Source organism: Myxococcus guangdongensis, assembly GCF_024198255.1.
In the GTDB taxonomy this organism is placed as follows: Bacteria; Myxococcota; Myxococcia; order Myxococcales; family Myxococcaceae; genus Myxococcus; species Myxococcus guangdongensis.
This window is the reverse complement of sequence record NZ_JAJVKW010000012.1, coordinates 156,816-173,930: the sequence shown is the minus strand read 5'-3', so window position 1 is coordinate 173,930 and position 17,115 is coordinate 156,816. Positions and strand designations below refer to the sequence as shown.

14 protein-coding genes are annotated in these 17,115 nt (G+C 68.7%); 2 read left to right on the top strand and 12 right to left on the bottom strand.

Annotated elements, in window-relative coordinates:
- Positions 1–28: 28 nt before the first annotated feature.
- The 6 genes from LXT21_RS32070 to LXT21_RS32045 all read right to left on the bottom strand — a co-directional run bounded on the left by LXT21_RS32070 (position 29) and on the right by LXT21_RS32045 (position 7,629).
- Positions 29–325 (bottom strand): hypothetical protein, encoded by a 297-nt coding sequence (locus LXT21_RS32070; protein WP_046710224.1) that lies wholly within the window; start codon positions 323–325, stop codon positions 29–31.
- Between the two features lie 140 nt (positions 326–465).
- Positions 466–2,187 carry an alkaline phosphatase D family protein gene (locus tag LXT21_RS32065; protein WP_254042022.1) on the bottom strand — a complete coding sequence of 574 codons (1,722 nt, stop codon included), beginning with the start codon at positions 2,185–2,187 and terminating at the stop codon, positions 466–468.
- A gap of 122 nt (positions 2,188–2,309) precedes the next feature.
- Positions 2,310–3,314, bottom strand: coding sequence for an alpha/beta fold hydrolase (locus LXT21_RS32060; RefSeq protein WP_254042021.1), 1,005 nt, complete (start codon positions 3,312–3,314; stop codon positions 2,310–2,312).
- Positions 3,315–3,466: 152 nt separating this feature from the next.
- Complete coding sequence (locus tag LXT21_RS32055) at positions 3,467–4,702, bottom strand: MFS transporter (protein ID WP_254042020.1); 1,236 nt, start codon at positions 4,700–4,702, stop codon at positions 3,467–3,469.
- A 423-nt stretch (positions 4,703–5,125) separates the two neighbouring features.
- A complete protein-coding gene (locus tag LXT21_RS32050; protein ID WP_254042019.1) occupies positions 5,126–7,018 on the bottom strand; it encodes a CapA family protein in 1,893 nt (630 codons plus the stop codon).
- 104 nt (positions 7,019–7,122) lie between these two features.
- Entirely contained in the window at positions 7,123–7,629 is a 507-nt protein-coding gene (locus LXT21_RS32045) for a DoxX family protein (RefSeq protein WP_254042018.1), read from the bottom strand.
- A 309-nt stretch (positions 7,630–7,938) separates the two neighbouring features.
- On the opposite strand from LXT21_RS32045, the gene LXT21_RS32040 reads away from it, so the two are divergent.
- Positions 7,939–9,288, top strand: a complete 1,350-nt coding sequence (locus LXT21_RS32040) for an AHH domain-containing protein (RefSeq protein ID WP_254042017.1) — start codon at positions 7,939–7,941, stop codon at positions 9,286–9,288.
- Positions 9,289–9,302: 14 nt separating this feature from the next.
- Entirely contained in the window at positions 9,303–9,878 is a 576-nt protein-coding gene (locus LXT21_RS32035; protein ID WP_254042016.1) for an imm11 family protein, read from the top strand.
- Here LXT21_RS32035 and LXT21_RS32030 read toward each other — a convergent pair.
- The 6 genes from LXT21_RS32030 to LXT21_RS32005 form a co-directional block, all read right to left on the bottom strand.
- The gene (locus tag LXT21_RS32030) at positions 9,850–10,638 is read right to left on the bottom strand and encodes a tRNA1(Val) (adenine(37)-N6)-methyltransferase (protein ID WP_254042015.1); all 789 of its coding nucleotides are present in this window, start codon (positions 10,636–10,638) and stop codon (positions 9,850–9,852) included. The two genes, LXT21_RS32035 and LXT21_RS32030, sit on opposite strands and share 29 nt — an antisense overlap.
- A gap of 60 nt (positions 10,639–10,698) precedes the next feature.
- A complete protein-coding gene (locus tag LXT21_RS32025; RefSeq protein WP_254042014.1) occupies positions 10,699–12,573 on the bottom strand; it encodes an extracellular catalytic domain type 1 short-chain-length polyhydroxyalkanoate depolymerase in 1,875 nt (624 codons plus the stop codon).
- 458 nt (positions 12,574–13,031) lie between these two features.
- Positions 13,032–13,997 carry a glutathione synthase gene (gene gshB / locus LXT21_RS32020; protein ID WP_254042013.1) on the bottom strand — a complete coding sequence of 322 codons (966 nt, stop codon included), beginning with the start codon at positions 13,995–13,997 and terminating at the stop codon, positions 13,032–13,034.
- Positions 13,998–14,069: 72 nt separating this feature from the next.
- Positions 14,070–15,707: a protein kinase domain-containing protein gene (locus LXT21_RS32015; RefSeq protein WP_407667075.1), complete on the bottom strand. Its 1,638-nt coding sequence runs from the start codon at positions 15,705–15,707 to the stop codon at positions 14,070–14,072.
- A gap of 660 nt (positions 15,708–16,367) precedes the next feature.
- Entirely contained in the window at positions 16,368–16,664 is a 297-nt protein-coding gene (locus LXT21_RS32010; protein ID WP_254042012.1) for a hypothetical protein, read from the bottom strand.
- A gap of 21 nt (positions 16,665–16,685) precedes the next feature.
- On the bottom strand, positions 16,686–17,000 hold the full coding sequence (locus tag LXT21_RS32005; protein WP_254042011.1) for a hypothetical protein: 315 nt from the start codon (positions 16,998–17,000) through the stop codon (positions 16,686–16,688).
- Positions 17,001–17,115 lie beyond the last annotated feature (115 nt).

The following is a 17,115-nucleotide window of genomic DNA, read 5'->3' as shown; positions in this document are numbered from 1 at the left end:
GTGTGTCCTCCGGGCGGAGCCGGGTGCTTCAGTCCCCTTCCTCGATTTGTCGCTCCAGCGAGCGCTCACGACCGCGCCGCTCGCGCTCCAGCTCGTCCGCCTCGTCGATGGGGCTGCGGATGTCGGGCACGTCGCCGCCCACGGGCGCGTCGCTGTCGAGCGCGAACTTCGCCTCCTGGGTGCTGTGGATGGAGTCCGCCGCGTAGAGCGGCCGGGTGTCATCCGCCTCCAGGCCGCGCTCCACGCGGTCCTTCGCGAAGGTGGGCCGATGACCCGAGGCCTTGCCACCCTTCGAGGGGTCGTTCTTCTTGTTGTCGGTGCCCATGTGGCGCTCCTCGCGCGAAGGGCGCGAGGTGCATCCCCGCGCCGCATCCCCATGGGCACAATGTCGGAGCGACGCGGGCACACACCAAGCTCCGGGCGACGACAGCGGGGCCCGGCCGCATGCCCGGTGGACGGGCCGGCTCACGCCGCCGTCATCGTCGTCGCGAGCGGCGGAGGCTCCACCACCACCTGCATGGACAGCGCGGTGTGCTCAGCCTCCCAGCGCAGCCACAGCTTGGGTCGGGACACCTTCGATCGCGCGGGCTCCACCCTCAATGACAGCCAGTTGCGCTCGCGCAGGTAGCGGCTCTTGCCCACCGGCAGCATCTCCGTCTGCATGTACGAGGGCAGGTCGTCCACCGACTCCTCGGCCAGCATCCGCATGCCCATGAACTGCAGCATGCTCGGCGGCGGGTGGACGATGCCCGACGACGTCACCTGCTCGATGGCCGCCTCCGCGAGCCCCGCCGGCACGTGCTCCGGGTTGCGCGAGCGGATGAGCCCTCGCGCTCCCACGTGCACGTCCCCGGACACCACCGTCACCGCGCAGCACGACGCCTTCGCCAACTGGAGCAGGTCCACCATCAACCGGATGCGCTCGCCCCGGTGCGCCACCGACTCCCACTGGTCCAGCATGTCGTCGTGCAGCTCCGTGTCCCCGCCCAGCGCCTCCACCGCCGGGCCGAAGCGCAGGTGCACCAGCGGCACCGAGGACAGCACCAGCACGTGGCGAGGCTTGCTCGCGCCCCGCCCCGCGTGCTCCTGGCGCCACGCATCCAGCGCGTGCCACTGCTCCGCGCTCATCACCTCGTGCACCATCTTCCCGTTCGTCTGCCGCCGGTAGGTGCGCCCGCTGCGCAAGTCCAACGCGAGCACATCCACGTCGCACTCGGCGCCCGCGAAGCGCACGGACTGCAGATAGTGCCCCTCGCACGGCTTGCGCCGCGTCGGCTTCTCCGAGCCTCGGAGCGCGCCCAGCTGGAACGCCTCGAACGCGAGCGCCGCGGCGCTGTAGATGGACTCGAACCACTCGCAGGACTGCAGGGACTCGTGCGAGCCCCAGCCGTCGAAGATGTCGTGGTCATCCCACGTGAACAGGCCCGGCACGCGCGCCAGCATGGGGGCGATGCCGGCCGAGCCTCCCCACCGCTCGCAGTACAGCTCCACGTAGCGCGCCAGCATCTGCTCGTGGAAGCCCTTGGGCGGACCGAAGTCGCGGTTCAGCTTCTGCTCCAGCTCGCGCTTGCGGAACTCCAGGAGCGGCTCGTGGTCCAGCAGCGAGTCCGCGTACACCTGGTCGCCGCCGCCCATCAGCAGCTCGAAGCCGCCCTCCGTGGGCTCCTCGTGCTGCGCGAGCATGTCCATCCAGCAGCCGAAGGGCCGCTTCATCCGCATCACCGAGCTCCACGTCTTCGCGTCGCTCGCGCCGTTGCAGGAGAAGAAGGCCGCCTTCGGCAGCGCGCCCTTCGCGGGCACCACCACCGTCCCCAGCGTGTCCTGGTTCCACGGCCGGGGTGGGTGGTGCGGCGCGGAGAAGTCCACCTCCTCCAGCGCGTCGCCCGCGTCCACCGGCTCGAAGCGGTACGTCACCCGCCGGGCCTTGTCCTCGCGCTCGAGCGTCACCTCCCAGCGCCACAGCACGCCCGCCGCCCGGCCCTCCAGCGCGGAGAAGTCCGCCACCAGCCGGGGAGGGGCCACGACGGTGTCCGGCAGCGCCGTGCCCTCCGAGGCGCGCAGGCGCAGCCGGGGGAGCCTCGCCGCGTCCACCGCGTCCACCGACAGGTACAGGTTCACGAAGAACGACCACCGCTCCTGCGACGGCTGGGTGGTCGTGTACAGCATCGGCCCGAGCAGCTTCTTCATCCACGCCCCCTCGAGATGCGTCAGGGCCGTGAGCCCCGGATTCACGGACTTTAACCCGTGAACCCGAGGAGGGTGCGCTCATGCGGGGAGTGTGTCCTGCGTCCCCAAGTTGCCCACAGGGGCTACTTCGCGAGGAAGTCGAGCACGGCGGCGTGGAACTTCTCGGGGGCCTCGATGTGGGGGATGTGGCCCACGCCGGGCAGCTCCACCAGGGTGGCCTGGGGGATGGCCTGAGCGGTCTTCTTCCCGAGCTGGGGGTACTGGCCGAGGGTGGCGGCGACGTCGGCGGGCACCTTGCCGCGGCCGATGAAGGTGCGGTCCTCCTGGCCGATGACGACGAGGGCGCGCGGCTTGACGAGGGGGAACTCGTGGACGACGGGCTGCTCATAGATCATCTGCGAGGTCTCGGCGGCGACCTGGGCCAGGCGCGGGTAGTCACCGCTGAGCGTCTGGCGGTAGAGGACCTGGACCCAGACGTCGTACTCGGGCTTCCACTTCACGTAGTACGTGTGGTGGTACTTGCGGGTGGACTCCTCCGTCACGGCGAGCTGCTCTTTGTAATAGGCCTCGGTGGGCTGCCACGGGGCCTTCTCGCGGTAGTCCTCGAGGCCGATGGGGTTCTCGAGGATGAGGCGCTCGGTGGCCTGCGGGTACATGAGGGCGAAGCGGGTGGCGAGCATGCCGCCCATGGAGTGGCCGAGGATGACGGCCTGCTTGATTCCGAGCGAGTCGAGCACCTGCTTGGTGAGCGACGCGAGGGTGTGGAAGCTGTAGTGGACGTCGGGCTTGGACGAGCGGCCGAAGCCGAGCTGGTCCGGGGCGACGACGCGGAAGCCCGCGGCGGTGAGCGCGCGGATGGTGGGCTCCCAGTAGGCGCCGAAGAAGTTCTTGCCGTGCAGGAGCACCACGGTGCGGTTGTTCGCGCGCGCGGTGGGCTTCACGTCCAGGTAGGCGAGGCGGACGTCCTGACCTTCGACCTGGGTGGACAGGTACTGCACGGGGAACGCGGAGGGCAGACCCTCGAGCGCGGTGCCGAGCGGCTCGACGGGGGCCTTGGACTGGGCGAGGGCGGGAGGGGCCGCCAGGAGAAGGGCGGACAGGGCCAGGACGGATGGACGGATGGGCATGCGCTCCTCGGGAGGGGGTCGTCAGCGTCCGTGTGTAGCGCGCGGGGTGTTGGGACGCAGTCCCTTCGGCACCTGAATCGCCATTCATGTCCGGGGGTGGACCCCGGGCACGGCCTCATCGTGGAGCGGGCGGGCACCCCGGGTGCGGGGGTTCAGGCGCGCGAGTCGTCGAAGCTGCGCGGGCTGAGCAGGCGCAGCGTCAGCACCAGGGCCAGGAAGATGACGCTGGCGGTGACGGTGACGAAGCGCACGCCCACGCGGTCCGAGAGCGCGCCCAGCGCCCAGACGCCCGCGGCGTACCCTCCGCCGAGCACCATGCTGTAGAGGCTGCTGACGCGCGCCTGCATGTCCCGGGGAACACGCGAGGTGGCGAAGGCGTGCAGGCCGCTCATCAGCGTGAGGTAGTTGGCGCCGAGCAGGAAGATGACGGCCGCGGCCACGGTGAGCGTGGGGGACATCCAGTACAGCGCGGACACCACGCCGATGGACATGGCGGCGAAGCCCAGGAGCTTGCGGTGGCCGAGCGCGTCCGCGAGCGTGCCCACGACGACGGCGGCCACCACCGCGCCCGCGCCCTGACAGGCGACGAGCAGCGACGTCGCGGCGGCGCCCTGGCCGAAGACGTTGATGGCGAAGACGGGCACCAGGCCGATGAACGGCGCCACGAGCGCGGCGACGAACAGCGTGCCCCAGAGCACGCGCCAGATGTCCTCGTCGGCGCGGGCCACGGAGACGCCTCGGGTGATGCCGGCCCACAGGCTCTCCTGTGTGCGCGGCGTGTCACGAGAGGGCAGCGTCACGCGGGACAGGGCGATGAGGCTCGCGACGAAGGACAGCGTGTTGATGAGCAGGGCCCACGACGCGCCGCCCATCTGGAGCACCAGCGCCGCGAGCAGCGGTCCCATGATGCGCCCCAGGTTGTACTGCGCCGAGTTGAGGCTCATGGCGCTGTGCAAGTCGCGGGGAGGGACGAGCTCCGCGAGCATCGCGGAGAAGGCCGGGTTCGTCAGCGTGCTCGCGCAGCCGTTGAGCAGCGTGACGACGCCGACGATGGGGACGGTGAGCTCACCGATGAAGGCGAGCACGGTGAGCACCGCAGCCAGCACCAGTTGCACGGCGATGCCCAACGCCACGTAGACGCGGCGGTCGAACCGGTCCGCGAGCGCGCCGCCGAGCGGTGACAGGATGACCGAGGGGAGGAAGGCGAGGGCGACGATGCCGCCGGTCCATTCGGCGCGACCCGTCTCCTGCGTGACGTACACGCCCATCGCCACCGTCTCCATCCAGGTACCGATGTTGGAGATGAGGGCGCCCAGCCAGACCGCGAGATAGCCGGGGTGTTCGAAGGCGCGAAGCGAAGAGAGATGGGGCAGTCGAAGTGCGCGCACGGCGGAGTTCCTTGTACCGCACGCGCTGACGACGCGCTCTCCCGAGCCGCGTCATCATTGGGGCCGCAATCACGCGGGTGGCAGAGGGGCCAGCAGCCGAGCTTCAGCGTGCGGTGGATGACGAAACCAGGGACGACCCTCGCCGCGTCTTCGTGACACACAGTTCGCGAGCGGAGCGGGCAGCACAGTGTCCACGGACGCGTTCACTCATTGATTTCCGAGGAAGCCCCGTGAGTTTTCGCGTGAGCGCGAGTGCGCATCTGTCGGGACAGCGGGGCTCGCGTGCGGAGACGAGCGCGCGATGAGACACCACGGCTTCGATGAGGAGCAACGAGTCACACGGATTGCTCGTTGCGGGGATGACGAAGTCACGGGCTGCCCGCGCTCCAATCATCGAGCAGCGCGGCATGACCTGGAACGCGCTCAGCGATGCGCGGGCGCGGAGCGCGCGGAGACAGGGCCCTTGCCCGTCGGGTGGATGGTGCCGTCCTCGGAGATACGCGCGCCCGAGCCGGGGAAGTCCTCGGCGGACAAATCCCTCAGCAGCTTGATGACGGCGCCCTTCTCGTCGGGGACCGCGATGCCCTTGTCCACCTGCTTCGTGGCCAGCACACGGCCACCCGTGAAGGCACCCTCGCGGTCCAGCTCCACCTCGAGCACCATGCCGAGCCCCTGCGGACCCTTCAGGTTGAACCGTCCGTAGGTCGCGAAGTTGCCCAGCGAGTACGCGATGAGCCGGCCCTTGTAGAACTCCATGCCGCGCACGACGTGGGGACCGTGGCCGATGACCACGTGCGCACCCGCGTCCACCATCGCGTGCGTGAAGACCCTCAAGTCGCCACGGTCCTCGCCGAAGAACATCTCGCGGCCCTGAGGAACATGGAGCGCCTTGCCGCCCTCCGCGCCACCGTGGAAGGAGACGATGACGATGTCGTGCTCCACGGCCGCCGCGCGAACCAACGCCGTGGCGGTCTCCGTGTTGTTGAGGTGGTTGCACGACGGCGACGTGTGGAACGCCACCATGCCGATGCGCAGCCCGTTGCGCTCCACCGTCGCCACCGAGCCCGGCGGCCCGCTCCACGCGATGCCGAGCGCATCGAGCGTGGCCTCCGTCTCGCGACGGCACAGCTCCCCGAAGTCACCCGAGTGGTTGTTCGCCGTGGACGCCAGGTCCACGCCCGCGTCCTTGAACACCTGCCCGTAGGCCGTGGGCGAACGGAACGCGTAGCAGTTCCTGGACGAGCGGCACTTCTTCGTCGAGCCGTTGTCGCACAGCGGGCCCTCGACGTTCGCGAAGGTGACGTCCGCGTCCTCCATCAAAGAGCGCACACCCGCAATCACGCTGCTGGCGCCATCCGGTGGCAGGTTCCCCTCGGGAACCGTGGTGCCGAGCATCATGTCGCCCACAGCGCGGATGCGGACCTTGGCATCGAGCGGCGGGGGAGGGCGGTTGCTGGCGACCGGTGTCTGGTTGAGCTTCGCCTGCAGCGCGGCCTGACCTCGGGCCTGGGCCAGCGCGGTCTCGAGGTCCGGGTGCTCGGGCGCGAGCTTCTGGACCTCGGTCCACTGCGTGAGCGAGTCCGCCCAGCGGCCCTCCACCGAGTACGCCCAGCCCAGCTCCCAACGGCAGTCCACGCGCGTGGGCAGGGCCTTCACGCACGAGGACAGCTCGTGGATGGCGATGGGGGTGTTCTTCTGCTTGAGGGCCTCGAGGCCGCGGACGTAGTGCAGCTCGGCCGACTCTGGGTCCGGGACGAACGAGGCCCCCGCGTTCAAGGCCAGGACGGCGGCCTGGAGCGCGCCGGCACCGGCTCGAGCGGCCGCGTTCCCGATGTCCGAGAGACCTCCCGCGGGGGCGGGCTGCATGGAGGAGTCGGTCGCCGAGGCGGTCGAGGAAGCCAGGGCCACTGGAACCCGTGACGTCATCGAGGCCATGGACGGCACGTTCGGAACCGAGCGCGCGCCCGCGCTCATCACGGTGGCCTCGCTCGACGCGCTCAGTCCGGAGCGCACCGCATGCTCTCCCACGCTCATGACATCGGAGGACGCGCTCGGTCCCGAGCTCGCCATCGTGGCGCCCACGGCCATGCCCCTCACCACCGCACGCGCTGACGCCTCACCGGCGCGCTGAGCGGCGCTCGTGAGCGCCTCCATTTCCAGCGCGCTGAGCACGGACCGTGAGCCGGCCGAGGACAACAGCTCGGCGCTCCGACCCACGGGCATTGTGGAGAACTTGTGGGCGACGTCGGGCACGTGCTCCGAGGAGGGACCCGATGAGGTGGCGAGCGCGAGCAGGACGAAAGCGGACGGGAACATGGCTCGCGCATCTTACGAGCCTTGGGGCCCTCCAGGGACAGCCCCCGCATGCCTGTGACTTCAGCGGGCAGGCGGGCGGCCCTGCTGACCCACCCCGCTCGCGCCTAACCCAGCAGGTCCAGGAGCCTGGAGCCCCGGCGCTGACGCGGCAGCAGCTTGAACCGCCGCAGTTCCTTGCGCTTCACCTTCGACTCCACGGCGCTGTGCACCGACAGTCGACCCGGACCCCGCAGGAGCAACCCGAGGGCGATGGCGCACAGGGCGAGGTTGAACTCGAAGCCGCCCTTCGTGTTGTCGAAGCCCTTGGAGCCGTGGACCTTCGCGATGGCGAACGCCTGGGTGACGAGCACCGCCACCGCCGCGGGTCGGGTCGCGATGCCCAGGATGGCGCCCACCCCCGCGAGGACCTCGGTCACGCCGGTGGCCAGCACCAGGGGCCTGGCCGGCGTGAGGCCGAGCTGCTCGAAGAAGCCCGCGTGCTGTTCGGTGCCCTCCTTGCGCAGCTTGGCGATGCCATGCACCACCATGGTCGAGCCCAATGACAGGCGAGGAGGCAGCAGGGCCGCCGCCTTGAGGAAGTCCGGTTGCTCGGTCAGCGTCGCCGCGTTCATTCCCTGTTCTCCTTGCTCGGGGGCCACGGGCCCATCCGGGAAACCTGAGTACGTTGGGAACGCTCCATGACCACGGCACCCGTGTGCCGGTGCCCCTCCCTCGGTGGACGACCGGGCCTTCAACCACTCCACGAGTCCAAGGCCAGGATGATGCCAAGCCGTCTTCATGGCCCCAGTCGCGGCGACGGCAACCTGACGCAGGCAGAGTTCCCCGGACGACGCCGCGTCAGTCTTGGCGGAAGGTCATTGCCTTCTGGTACTCCTGAGTCGTGCCCTCTGTGTGAAGGGCCACCTGATGGGGGACACTCCATGCTGCTTCGCTGGGCGGCACCGTTGATCTTGTTCGTGGTCATCACCGGCTGCACGACGAGTCGGGTCGTGCGACTGGATGCCGGAACTGATTCGTATGTCGTCACTCCTCACGAGGAGCCAGGCGCGGAAGTGGAAGCAGCCGAACTCGACGATGACGAGTACGAGGAGGCCATCGCGGAACTGGTCCGAGACGTGCGTCCGTTTCGCAACCCGATGCAGGAAGCCCGAGAACTCTTCGGCGTGCCATCCCGTGGTGGTGTGTACCGATACGAGAGCCGCCCCCCACACCTTACACCCCAGCGTCGAGAGGACGCGGAAGGGCCTCACTTGCTGGCGTCCTACGCAGACGACGATCTGACGCGAGCCTACGGCCAATGGTGCGTGCGGAAGAACCAACCTGGGGACTGCTTGCGATTGCTGGAGGAGGGCCCGCTGCTCGCCAGCGACGGCAAATACACATGGGCATTGGCCATCGCGATGGACTCCGTGTGGGAGGAGACGGCCGAGGCATTGGAGGGCATGGCAGACCCCGATGTGGTCATGGCCACCATCACCGCCACTGCGACGATGTACCTCCTGCTCTGGGCGCTACCCGAGCCCATCTCGAAAGGTGTCGCCGCGACCATGACCGCCATTGCCATCGCCTATCTGGGCGTGGACACGGTGTGGCGTCTGTTGGACGGGTGGTTGACCCTGGTGCGCGAGGTGGAGCAGGCCACGACTTTCGCGCAGCTCCATGCTTCAGGTGAGGCCTACGGCGAAGTCCTCGGAGAGAATGCCGCACGGGTCTTCGTGATGCTGGCCACGGCCGCCATCGGAAGCACGGCAGGCCTGGCTGCGAAGGCCACGAGACTTCCGGGCTCCGCGCAGGCCGCGATGGCCGTGGAGACTCAAGCAGGCATCCAGTACGCCGCGGTGGGGAGTGTGCAATCCATCGCGGTGTCGGCTGAAGGGTTCACCATCGCGCTCGCCCCCAACGCATTGGCCATGGCGAGCCGGGAGATGCGCTCGGGCAAGGGACAACGCCACCACCTCGCCACGAACAAGAATGAAATCTCCACCGCGACTGGGGGGCCCTGGACGCCAGAGTTCCGCAAGCTCTTCAGGAGAGCAGGGATGGAGCTGAAGGATCCCGAAAACATCGTCAGAATCGTGGGTCACAAGGGGCCACACACCGAGCAGTATCACTCATTCATCTACAAGCGATTGCTTCAAGGCTTGGGAGAGTGTCGGAAGGTGGCGGAGTGTCAGAAGGCGCTCACGAGCGAGCTGCGCCTTCTCGCCAAGGAAGCCCAGACCCGAGGGACGGAAGTCTACAGGCTGTTGATGAAACAGCCTGTGAGGTAGTGAGGAGGTCCACCATGCCGAAACAGCCTCGATACTTCTCGCTCGAGCCCGACATGCAGCGAGGGAAATGGTCCCTGGATGAACCGCTCGATGGCCAGGGCCGCGAGTTGGAGAACTTCAGGGAGTTCACGTCGGGACGACCCAGTCATGTCACAGGTCCCCTGTCGATTCCCATCGACGTGCCCGGACGACCGTTGGACTTCAGCACGGCGGGCGCGGCATTGACTCCCGTCGTTCACATCAAGGTGGCCAATGTCTTCGCGGAGCTGGCACCCGATGATGTTCAGTGCATACCCGTGGCCATCCAAGGCTTCCCAGACACGTATCAACTCCTCGTGGCCACGAAGGTCGTCCGGTGCATCGACGACAAGGCCTCCAGAGAGATTCTTCGCTGGAAGCCAGAGGACGAACGACCGGACAAGCTCGGCCAATACCGGAGCGTGGCGGGTCTGCGAATCGACCGCACGAAAGTAGGCGATGCCAAGGTCTTCCGTACCTGGGGATGGACCGTCGCGCTCATCGTCACCGAGGACATCAAGGTGGCCATGGAGCGCGCGAACGTCACGGGAGCGAAGTTCGAGGAAGTTTGAGCGGCGGGTCCATGAGCGCCGCCACCTCCGCCGAGTAGCCCCCGGGTCCTTCCCCGTGGACCACGAGCGGCGGGCGCACGGTGAGGCCCCGGTCCCTGTCGCGCACGGCCTGCACCAGGAAGCGCGTGGCCGGTGCCTCCACCCTCGAGTGCACGAAGCGCAGCACGCGCGGATGCAGCTTCGACTGCGCCAGCAACCCGAGCACCTCCGCCGCGCGCGCCGCCGGATACACCAGGCTCACCAGTCCCCCAGGAGCCAGCGCGTACCGCGCCGCCGCGACCACGTCCCGGGCATCACACGCCACCTCCGACTTGGAGATGGCGCGCTCGTCATCCGGACTGCGCACCCCCGCATCCGCCACCCGGAACGGCGGATTCGACACGACCTGCACATACGCTCCACCCGTCACCTGCTCACGGATGCGCTTCAGGTCCCCAAGCACCGGTCGCACCCGGGACTCACAGTCATTGAGCGCCACAGCGCGCGTCAGCCGCGCATGCACCGCGGGCTGCAGCTCCAGCGCATCCACGGGCCCCAGCCCGAACTGCTTCACGAGCAGCAGTGACACCACGCCGCTGCCCGCACCCAACTCCAATATCCGCCCCGAGCCCTGCGTGGACTCGGTGGCAGCGAAGGCCGCGAGCAGCACCGCGTCCAGCGTGAACCGATACCCATCCCGTCGCTGGAAGACGCGCACGCCCGAGGTGCCGATGGAGTCGAGCGTCTCGTCCGGGCCGGGCTGTGAGGCGAAGTCAGTCACGGGGGGACGCCATGCTCGCATCCTCGTCGAACAGGCGTCCACCCCGGGGACATCCTCACGTCACGGTGTGTACACGACGGTCAGCACCGCGTTCGCCGAGTCCCGCACGAACAGGTACTGCGTCGCCGTCTGCTCCTGGCTGAAGCGCAGCCGCAGCTGCGTCCGGCCCGCCACGTTGATGGCCCCCAGGCCCGCACCGCTGAAGTCCGCCGAGGCCTTCGCGCCACTGGTGAACCGCTCGATGCTCGCCACCGCGCTCGCGTCCGCCACCGCCGCCCAGTCCGCACCTTCCGTGGACGCCGCGTTGAACGTGCCGGACTTCACGTCGATGACCAGCGTGTTGCCCGCGGGCGTGGCCCAGGGGTCCCCCATGCCCGACGAGTAGCTCACCGTGAGGAACGCCCGCGTGACGGTGGCCCCATCCGGCAGCGCCGACGTGTCGAACGAGAGGAAGGAGCGGTTGTACTTCCCATCCGTCCCACGCCCGAGCGCCAGGTTCGTCAGCGTCCCGAGCACCGCGCCGCTGCCATCCGCGTTCGCCTTCAGGTAGCCGTCCTCGGCCGCGATGCTCGTGAAGCTCACGGTGACGGGCGTGGGCGGACCTCCAGCGTTGTTCACGGTGACACTCGTGTCGTTGTCCGTCGCCGCATTCCCCGCGGCGTCATAGGCCCGGGCCCCCAGCGTGTGCGCGCCGTTCGCCACCGTCCGGCTGTCCCACGCGAGCTCGTACGGCGCCACCGTGTCCGTCGCCACCGGAGTCCCATCCACCAGCAGCTCCACGCGCGCCACGCCCACCGCGTCCGTGGCGCTCACCGTCACCGTCACCGTGCCGCTCACCGTGGTCCCACTCGCCGGAGACGTCACATTCACCGTGGGAGGCGTGGTGTCACCGCCCGGCTCGTTGCCGCCCTCGGTGAGGCCGAAGAACTTCGCCTGGTGATACACAGCGCACAGGTTCACATCCGTCACGTACGCGCCCACCGAGCCGCAGGCCGTGGTGCTGCCCGGGAAGTTGAACTGCGCGTCGAACGCCACCGCGTGCCCCATGCCAGTGAGCTCCCACGTCTCCACCAGGGCTCGACCCGCGCCATCGCGATAGACCTTGTGCGGGAAGCCTCCCACCGTCTCCGTGGTGTCCGGCGTCTGGTCGATGCCGTGCACGTTCGTCCACTGCTCCATCGCCTCCGTGCCGTTCATCGGCCGCACGGTGAAGTCGCTGGTGCCGTACCAGATGGACACCGGCGGACGCGGGCCCGCGTAGCTCGGGTAGCCACTGCGCGCCAGGTCGCCCCAGGCCGCGGGCGTCTTGTCGATGCCGCTCATGCACGTGAAGGCCGCGTTCACCGACGTGGAGCAGCGGTGCGGTCCGCCCGCGTTGATGGCGCCGGCGCTGAAGACATCCGGGTAGACGGAGAGCAGCGAGGACGCCATGTAGCCGCCCGCGGAGAAGCCCGTCACGTACACCCGCGACGCATCAATCGAGTAGGTGGCCTTCATCGCGTCCACCATCTGCTTGATGGACAGCGCCTCGCCCGCGTCGCGCGTGGTGTCCCCGATTTCGTACCAGTTGAAGCAGCTGGTGCCGCTGTTGCTGCCCTGCTGCTGCGGATACACCGCGTAGAACTTGTAGACGTTCGCCGCCGCCGTCCAGCCACTGAGCTCCATGCCCGTCGCGTTCTGCGTACAGCCATGGAGCACCACCACCAGGGGCGCGTTGGCCGGCATCCCCGAGGGTACGTGCCGGAACATCAGCAGGTTGCCCGGGTTGCTACCGAAGCCCGTCACCTGGGTGAGGGCCTGCTCGGAGCGCTCGAGCACCGAGTCCTCCGGCGCCGAGGGGCCCACGTCGGTTCCGCCACATCCAAGTGCGCCCAGGCCCAGCGCCACGGTGAAGGTGAAGCACGTCGAGGAGAGTCGAGAACGCCACGGCGACATGGTGCCTCCCGGGCCGTCGGGGGAAGGGGGATGACGGCCGCGGGCGGCAACGTGACTCCCCCGCACACCCCTGATTCAAGGCGCGCCGCGTCGCCCAGGCCCTGAAACATGAACCAGGGTTCATTTCAGCGCACCGCGTCGGGCACCCTGGAACCTGAACCGTCCTTCAGCTCACTTTCACTCGGGAAATCGCTCCGGACAGGCCCATCGGCGGACCGTCCTCACGACGTCAGCGGTTGCCCGTGAAGAACACGACCTCCATGAAGTCGATTCAGGGACCCGGCGCCATCCGAACAGCCACGGAGCCACCCGTGAGCCCCTGGAATCCAGCGCACCCGCAACCCGCGCTCGGCATGAGGCTCGATGAAGCTCCGCGGAGGCACACGACCCCGCCCTCCTTGGAGGATGGCGCGGGGATGGCCAGAGCATCCGCCACGAGCCCCGCTCCGCCCCGGACGTCAGGCCTTCGGACGCCGTGCCGCCAGTCGCTCGGCCACGTCGAGGACGCGCGCCTCGATGCACACGTCGTCCAGGTGGTTCGCCTCCACCAGGCCCGTGGGGCTCGTCACGTTCACCTCGGTGAGGTAGTCGCCGAGCACGTCGATGCCCACGAGCAGGAGCCCGCGCTTGCGCAGCTCCGGCTTGAGCCGCTCGCAGATCTCCAAATCCCGCGCAGACAGCACCGCCTTGTGGGGTGTGCCTCCCGCCGCCATGTTCCCCCGGTGGTCATCCCCGGACGGCACGCGCAGCACGCCACCCACCGGCTCGCCGTCCACCAGGATGATGCGCTTGTCGCCCTGTCGGCTCTCCGGGATGTACGCCTGCGCGACGACGGCCTCGCGGCCTCCGCTGGTGAGCAGCTCCGCGGCGGAGCGCGCGTTGCGGTCCCCCGGCGCGAGGAAGAGGATGCCCTTGCCGCCGAAGCCATCCACCGGCTTGAGGATGGTGCCCTGCGCGTTCCTCGCGATGAAGTCCAGGAGCACCGGCAGCTCCCTCGTGATGCGCGTGTCCGGCATCAGGTCCGGGTAGCGCAGACAGAAGAGCTTCTCGTTCGCGTCGCGGATGCCCGCCGGGTCGTTGATGTAGATGGGCGGGCGGTCACCACACAGCTCCACCAGCTGCGTGGCGTGCAGGAACTCCGCGTCCACCGGCGGGTCCTTGCGCAGGAACAACACGTCCACCGTCGACAGCTCGCGCGGCGCCTCGTCGAGCACGTCGAAGTGCCGTCCCAGCTCCCGGCGCACCGTGACGTGGCGCATGCGCGCCTCCGCCACCCGACCGTTGAAGCGCAGCCACCCTTGCTCGAAGTAGACCACCTGGTGGCCCCGCTTCTGCGCCTCCAGCATCAGCGCGAAGGTGGAGTCGTGGTCCACCCGCACCGTCTCGAGGGGGTCCATCAGGAAGCCAAGGGTGAGCGGGGCCATGGGTCTCGGAGGGAAGGATGAGGGGGCGCGAAGATAACAGGCCCCCTCGTCATCGCAGCGGATTCACACCCCTCAGGGCAGGTCCTGCCAGCTCGAGAAGTTGCTCACCGTCGTCTCCCCCGCGTTGATGACCACGGGCAGTGAGCGCGATTTCCCCTGCGGGTCGACGATCTTCAACGTGTGCTTGCCCACCGGCACGGCGACTCCCAGCAGCGGCGTCACGCCGAGCTTCTTGCCCCCCAGATAGACGGGCGCCGACTGCCCGGCGATGTTGAAGGTCAGCTTGCCCGTGACGCGCGCGGGCTTGGTCCCCGTGCGCTCCGGCTTCGAGCCCTCATCCGGCGGCTCCCCCTGCGCCGGGACGGTGTTCCTCGGCGCGGGCTCGGGCTTCACCCCGGGCACCGGCTCGCCCGGCCCCGGCCCCAGGTTCCCCGCCAGGGCCCCGGGCTGGATGGGACGCAGCCTGGCGTCCTGCGGCTCCTCCTCCCGCACGGGCACCATCGTCGCCGAGTCATCCAGCGCGCGGCTCAACTTCACCGCGCCATAGATGCCGCCGCCGAGGATGCTCAGCAGCACCAATCCCCAGAGCACGTTGGAGCGGAGCTTCTGCGCGGGCGTGAGCTCGTCGCTCTCCAGCGGAGGCAGCGGCGCCTCGGTCTTCACCGTCGACACCTTGCGCGAGGGCTTCTTGCTGCCCGTCAGCGGCGTATTGCCCGCCCGGGGCGTGGCCATCTCCTCGCGCACCGGCAGGTACGGCCCATCGTCTCCGCGCAGGGCGCGCTTCGCGGAGTCCACCATGAGCGAGCTGGCCGTGCCGTCCACGCTCTCCAGGAGCGCGCGCGTGGCCGCCATGCGCTCGGAGAACATCTCCTTCATCAATGAGGCGCGGTGCTCCGCGTCCTGCATCAGCGTCCCCGCCGCCGCCTCCAGCGCCCGCGCCATGTCCCGCCCGTTGGCGAAGCGCTTCTCGCGGCTGCGCTCCAGGGCCTGCATCACCACCTTGGACACCTGCTCCGACACGTGCGGCGCGACGTGCGAGGGCCAGGGGATGGGCGCCTCGAGGATCTTCATCATCTCGTCGCGCTCGGTCTTGCCCGCGAACAGGCGCGAGCCGGTGAGCATCTCGTGCAGCATCACCCCGACGGAGAACAAGTCGCTGCGCCCATCCAGCTTGTCGCCGCGCACCTGCTCCGGGGACATGTAGCCGGTGGTGCCCTTCACCGTGCCCGCGTGCGTGCGCTCCAGGCTGTTCTTCGCCTTGGCGATGCCGAAGTCGAGCAGCTTCACCATGCCGTCGTACGTCACCATGATGTTCTTCTGGGCGACGTCGCGGTGGATGACCGGGCTGGGGTCTCCCGAGGGCGCGGTGAAGGTGTGCGCGTAGTGCAGCGCCATGCAGACGTCGCGCGCCACCGACAGCGTGAAGCCCAGCGGCACCGAGCGATGGTGGCGCAGGCACGCGCTGGTAATCTGGTTGAGGTTCTGCCCGGCGATGAACTCCATCGCCAGGAAGAGGCCGTCCTCCTCCTGCCCCAGGTCGAACACCTGCGCGATGTTCGGGTGGTTGAAGGCCGCGGTGATGCGCGCCTCGTCCAGGAACATCCGCTCGAACTGCTCGTTGTCCCGAGCGTCCGGCAGGATGCGCTTCACCACCACGTACTTGCGGAAGCCACCCGGACCCGAGGTGAAGCCGAGGAACAGCTCGGCCATGCCACCCACGGACAACTGCGTGACGACCTCGTACTTCCCGATGCGCTCGCCCCGATAGAAATCGATGGGTCAACCCTCCTCGCCAGCGCCCCGCCACCGGAGCCGCAACGCCGCGGAGGATAACAGGCTTGTATGGCGCGGACGTGTGGTGAGAACACGCTGTCACCCACCGTCTTCCCGTCATCCACCACGAGCCTGTGGATGGCCTGTGGACAGCGGGGGGATGGCTGTGGAGAAACCCCGGCGTGGATCAACACCTGTGGGTGGCCGTGGGAAACCGCCAGTTTACCCACATGTAGCATCGGGCGAATTCGTCAGTCATCCCGCGAGCTTGCTGACTTGTCCCCAACTCCGTGCCCTCTACTTCTTCCACCACTTGATCAATACCCCATCTCTCTTTTGAAGAAGCAGACGGTGCCTGTGACTTGCGCCTGTGGATGAGCGCCACACGGCTGTAACACCCTGGCATCCGGGCACGCGACGGCACCCGGGCATCCAGGCACGTGGGAACGAGAAGCCCACGCGGGCAGGTGCCAGCGGGGCATCGCCAGGCGGCCGTGGAGGGCCCTGGGGCGCGCGCGGCGCCTTCGCGGGCACACCGGGAGCTTCCGGGGCTGGAACAGGGCGCCAGGAGGCGCTGGGGCCTTCGGCCTCGGAAGCTCAGGTCAGCGCGGTGCGCAGACGCTCGAGGAGGCCGGGCAGGGCCGTGAGCAGTTCACGGTCCGTGTGCTCCAGGGCATTGCGGAGAATCTCCAGGTCCTCGGCCGAGCGCTCCGCGTTCACCATCCGCTGGAGCATGCGCAGCCGCTGGTTGCGCAGCACGAGGCGCGCGAGGGTGTCCTCCAGCTCCTCGCCGAGCGCGTCATCCAGTTGCAGGTCGCGGCCGATGAGCTCGCGCAGCTGCTCCACCAGATAGGTCAGGTCCCAGGATTCTTCGTAGCCGGCCCGTCGAGACATTGCTTCCACGCATCGCCGGGCTCAGCCCAGCGCTCGAGCCCGGGAAAGTCCGGCCAGGGTCAGCCGGGCGCGGGAGGGGTCCATCTCCACGGTGACGTGGCACTCGTCGAAGTCCAGGTTCAACGCATACGGCTCCGACGCGGGCAGCAGGCCGCGCTCCTGGTGCGCCAGCGTGGCCATGCGGAAGAGCTCCGACAGCAGGGCCTGCCGCGTCTTCGGCGTCAGCCCGTCCACGGTGCCTTGCAGGCTGCGTGGGATGAGCACGGTGAAGGCCTGGGAGGACGCAGAGCCCGTGTCGGCGACGGAAGTCATCCCCGCGCCGATTGCGAGAACCATACCTTTCCTGGATCCAACCATTCCGCGCGGTTGGAGTGGGTCCGGAGCGACCGTCTGAAAAAATGACAGGGTGTTGGTGGACGCAATCTGAAGTGTCTGTGGCAAGGCACGCCTT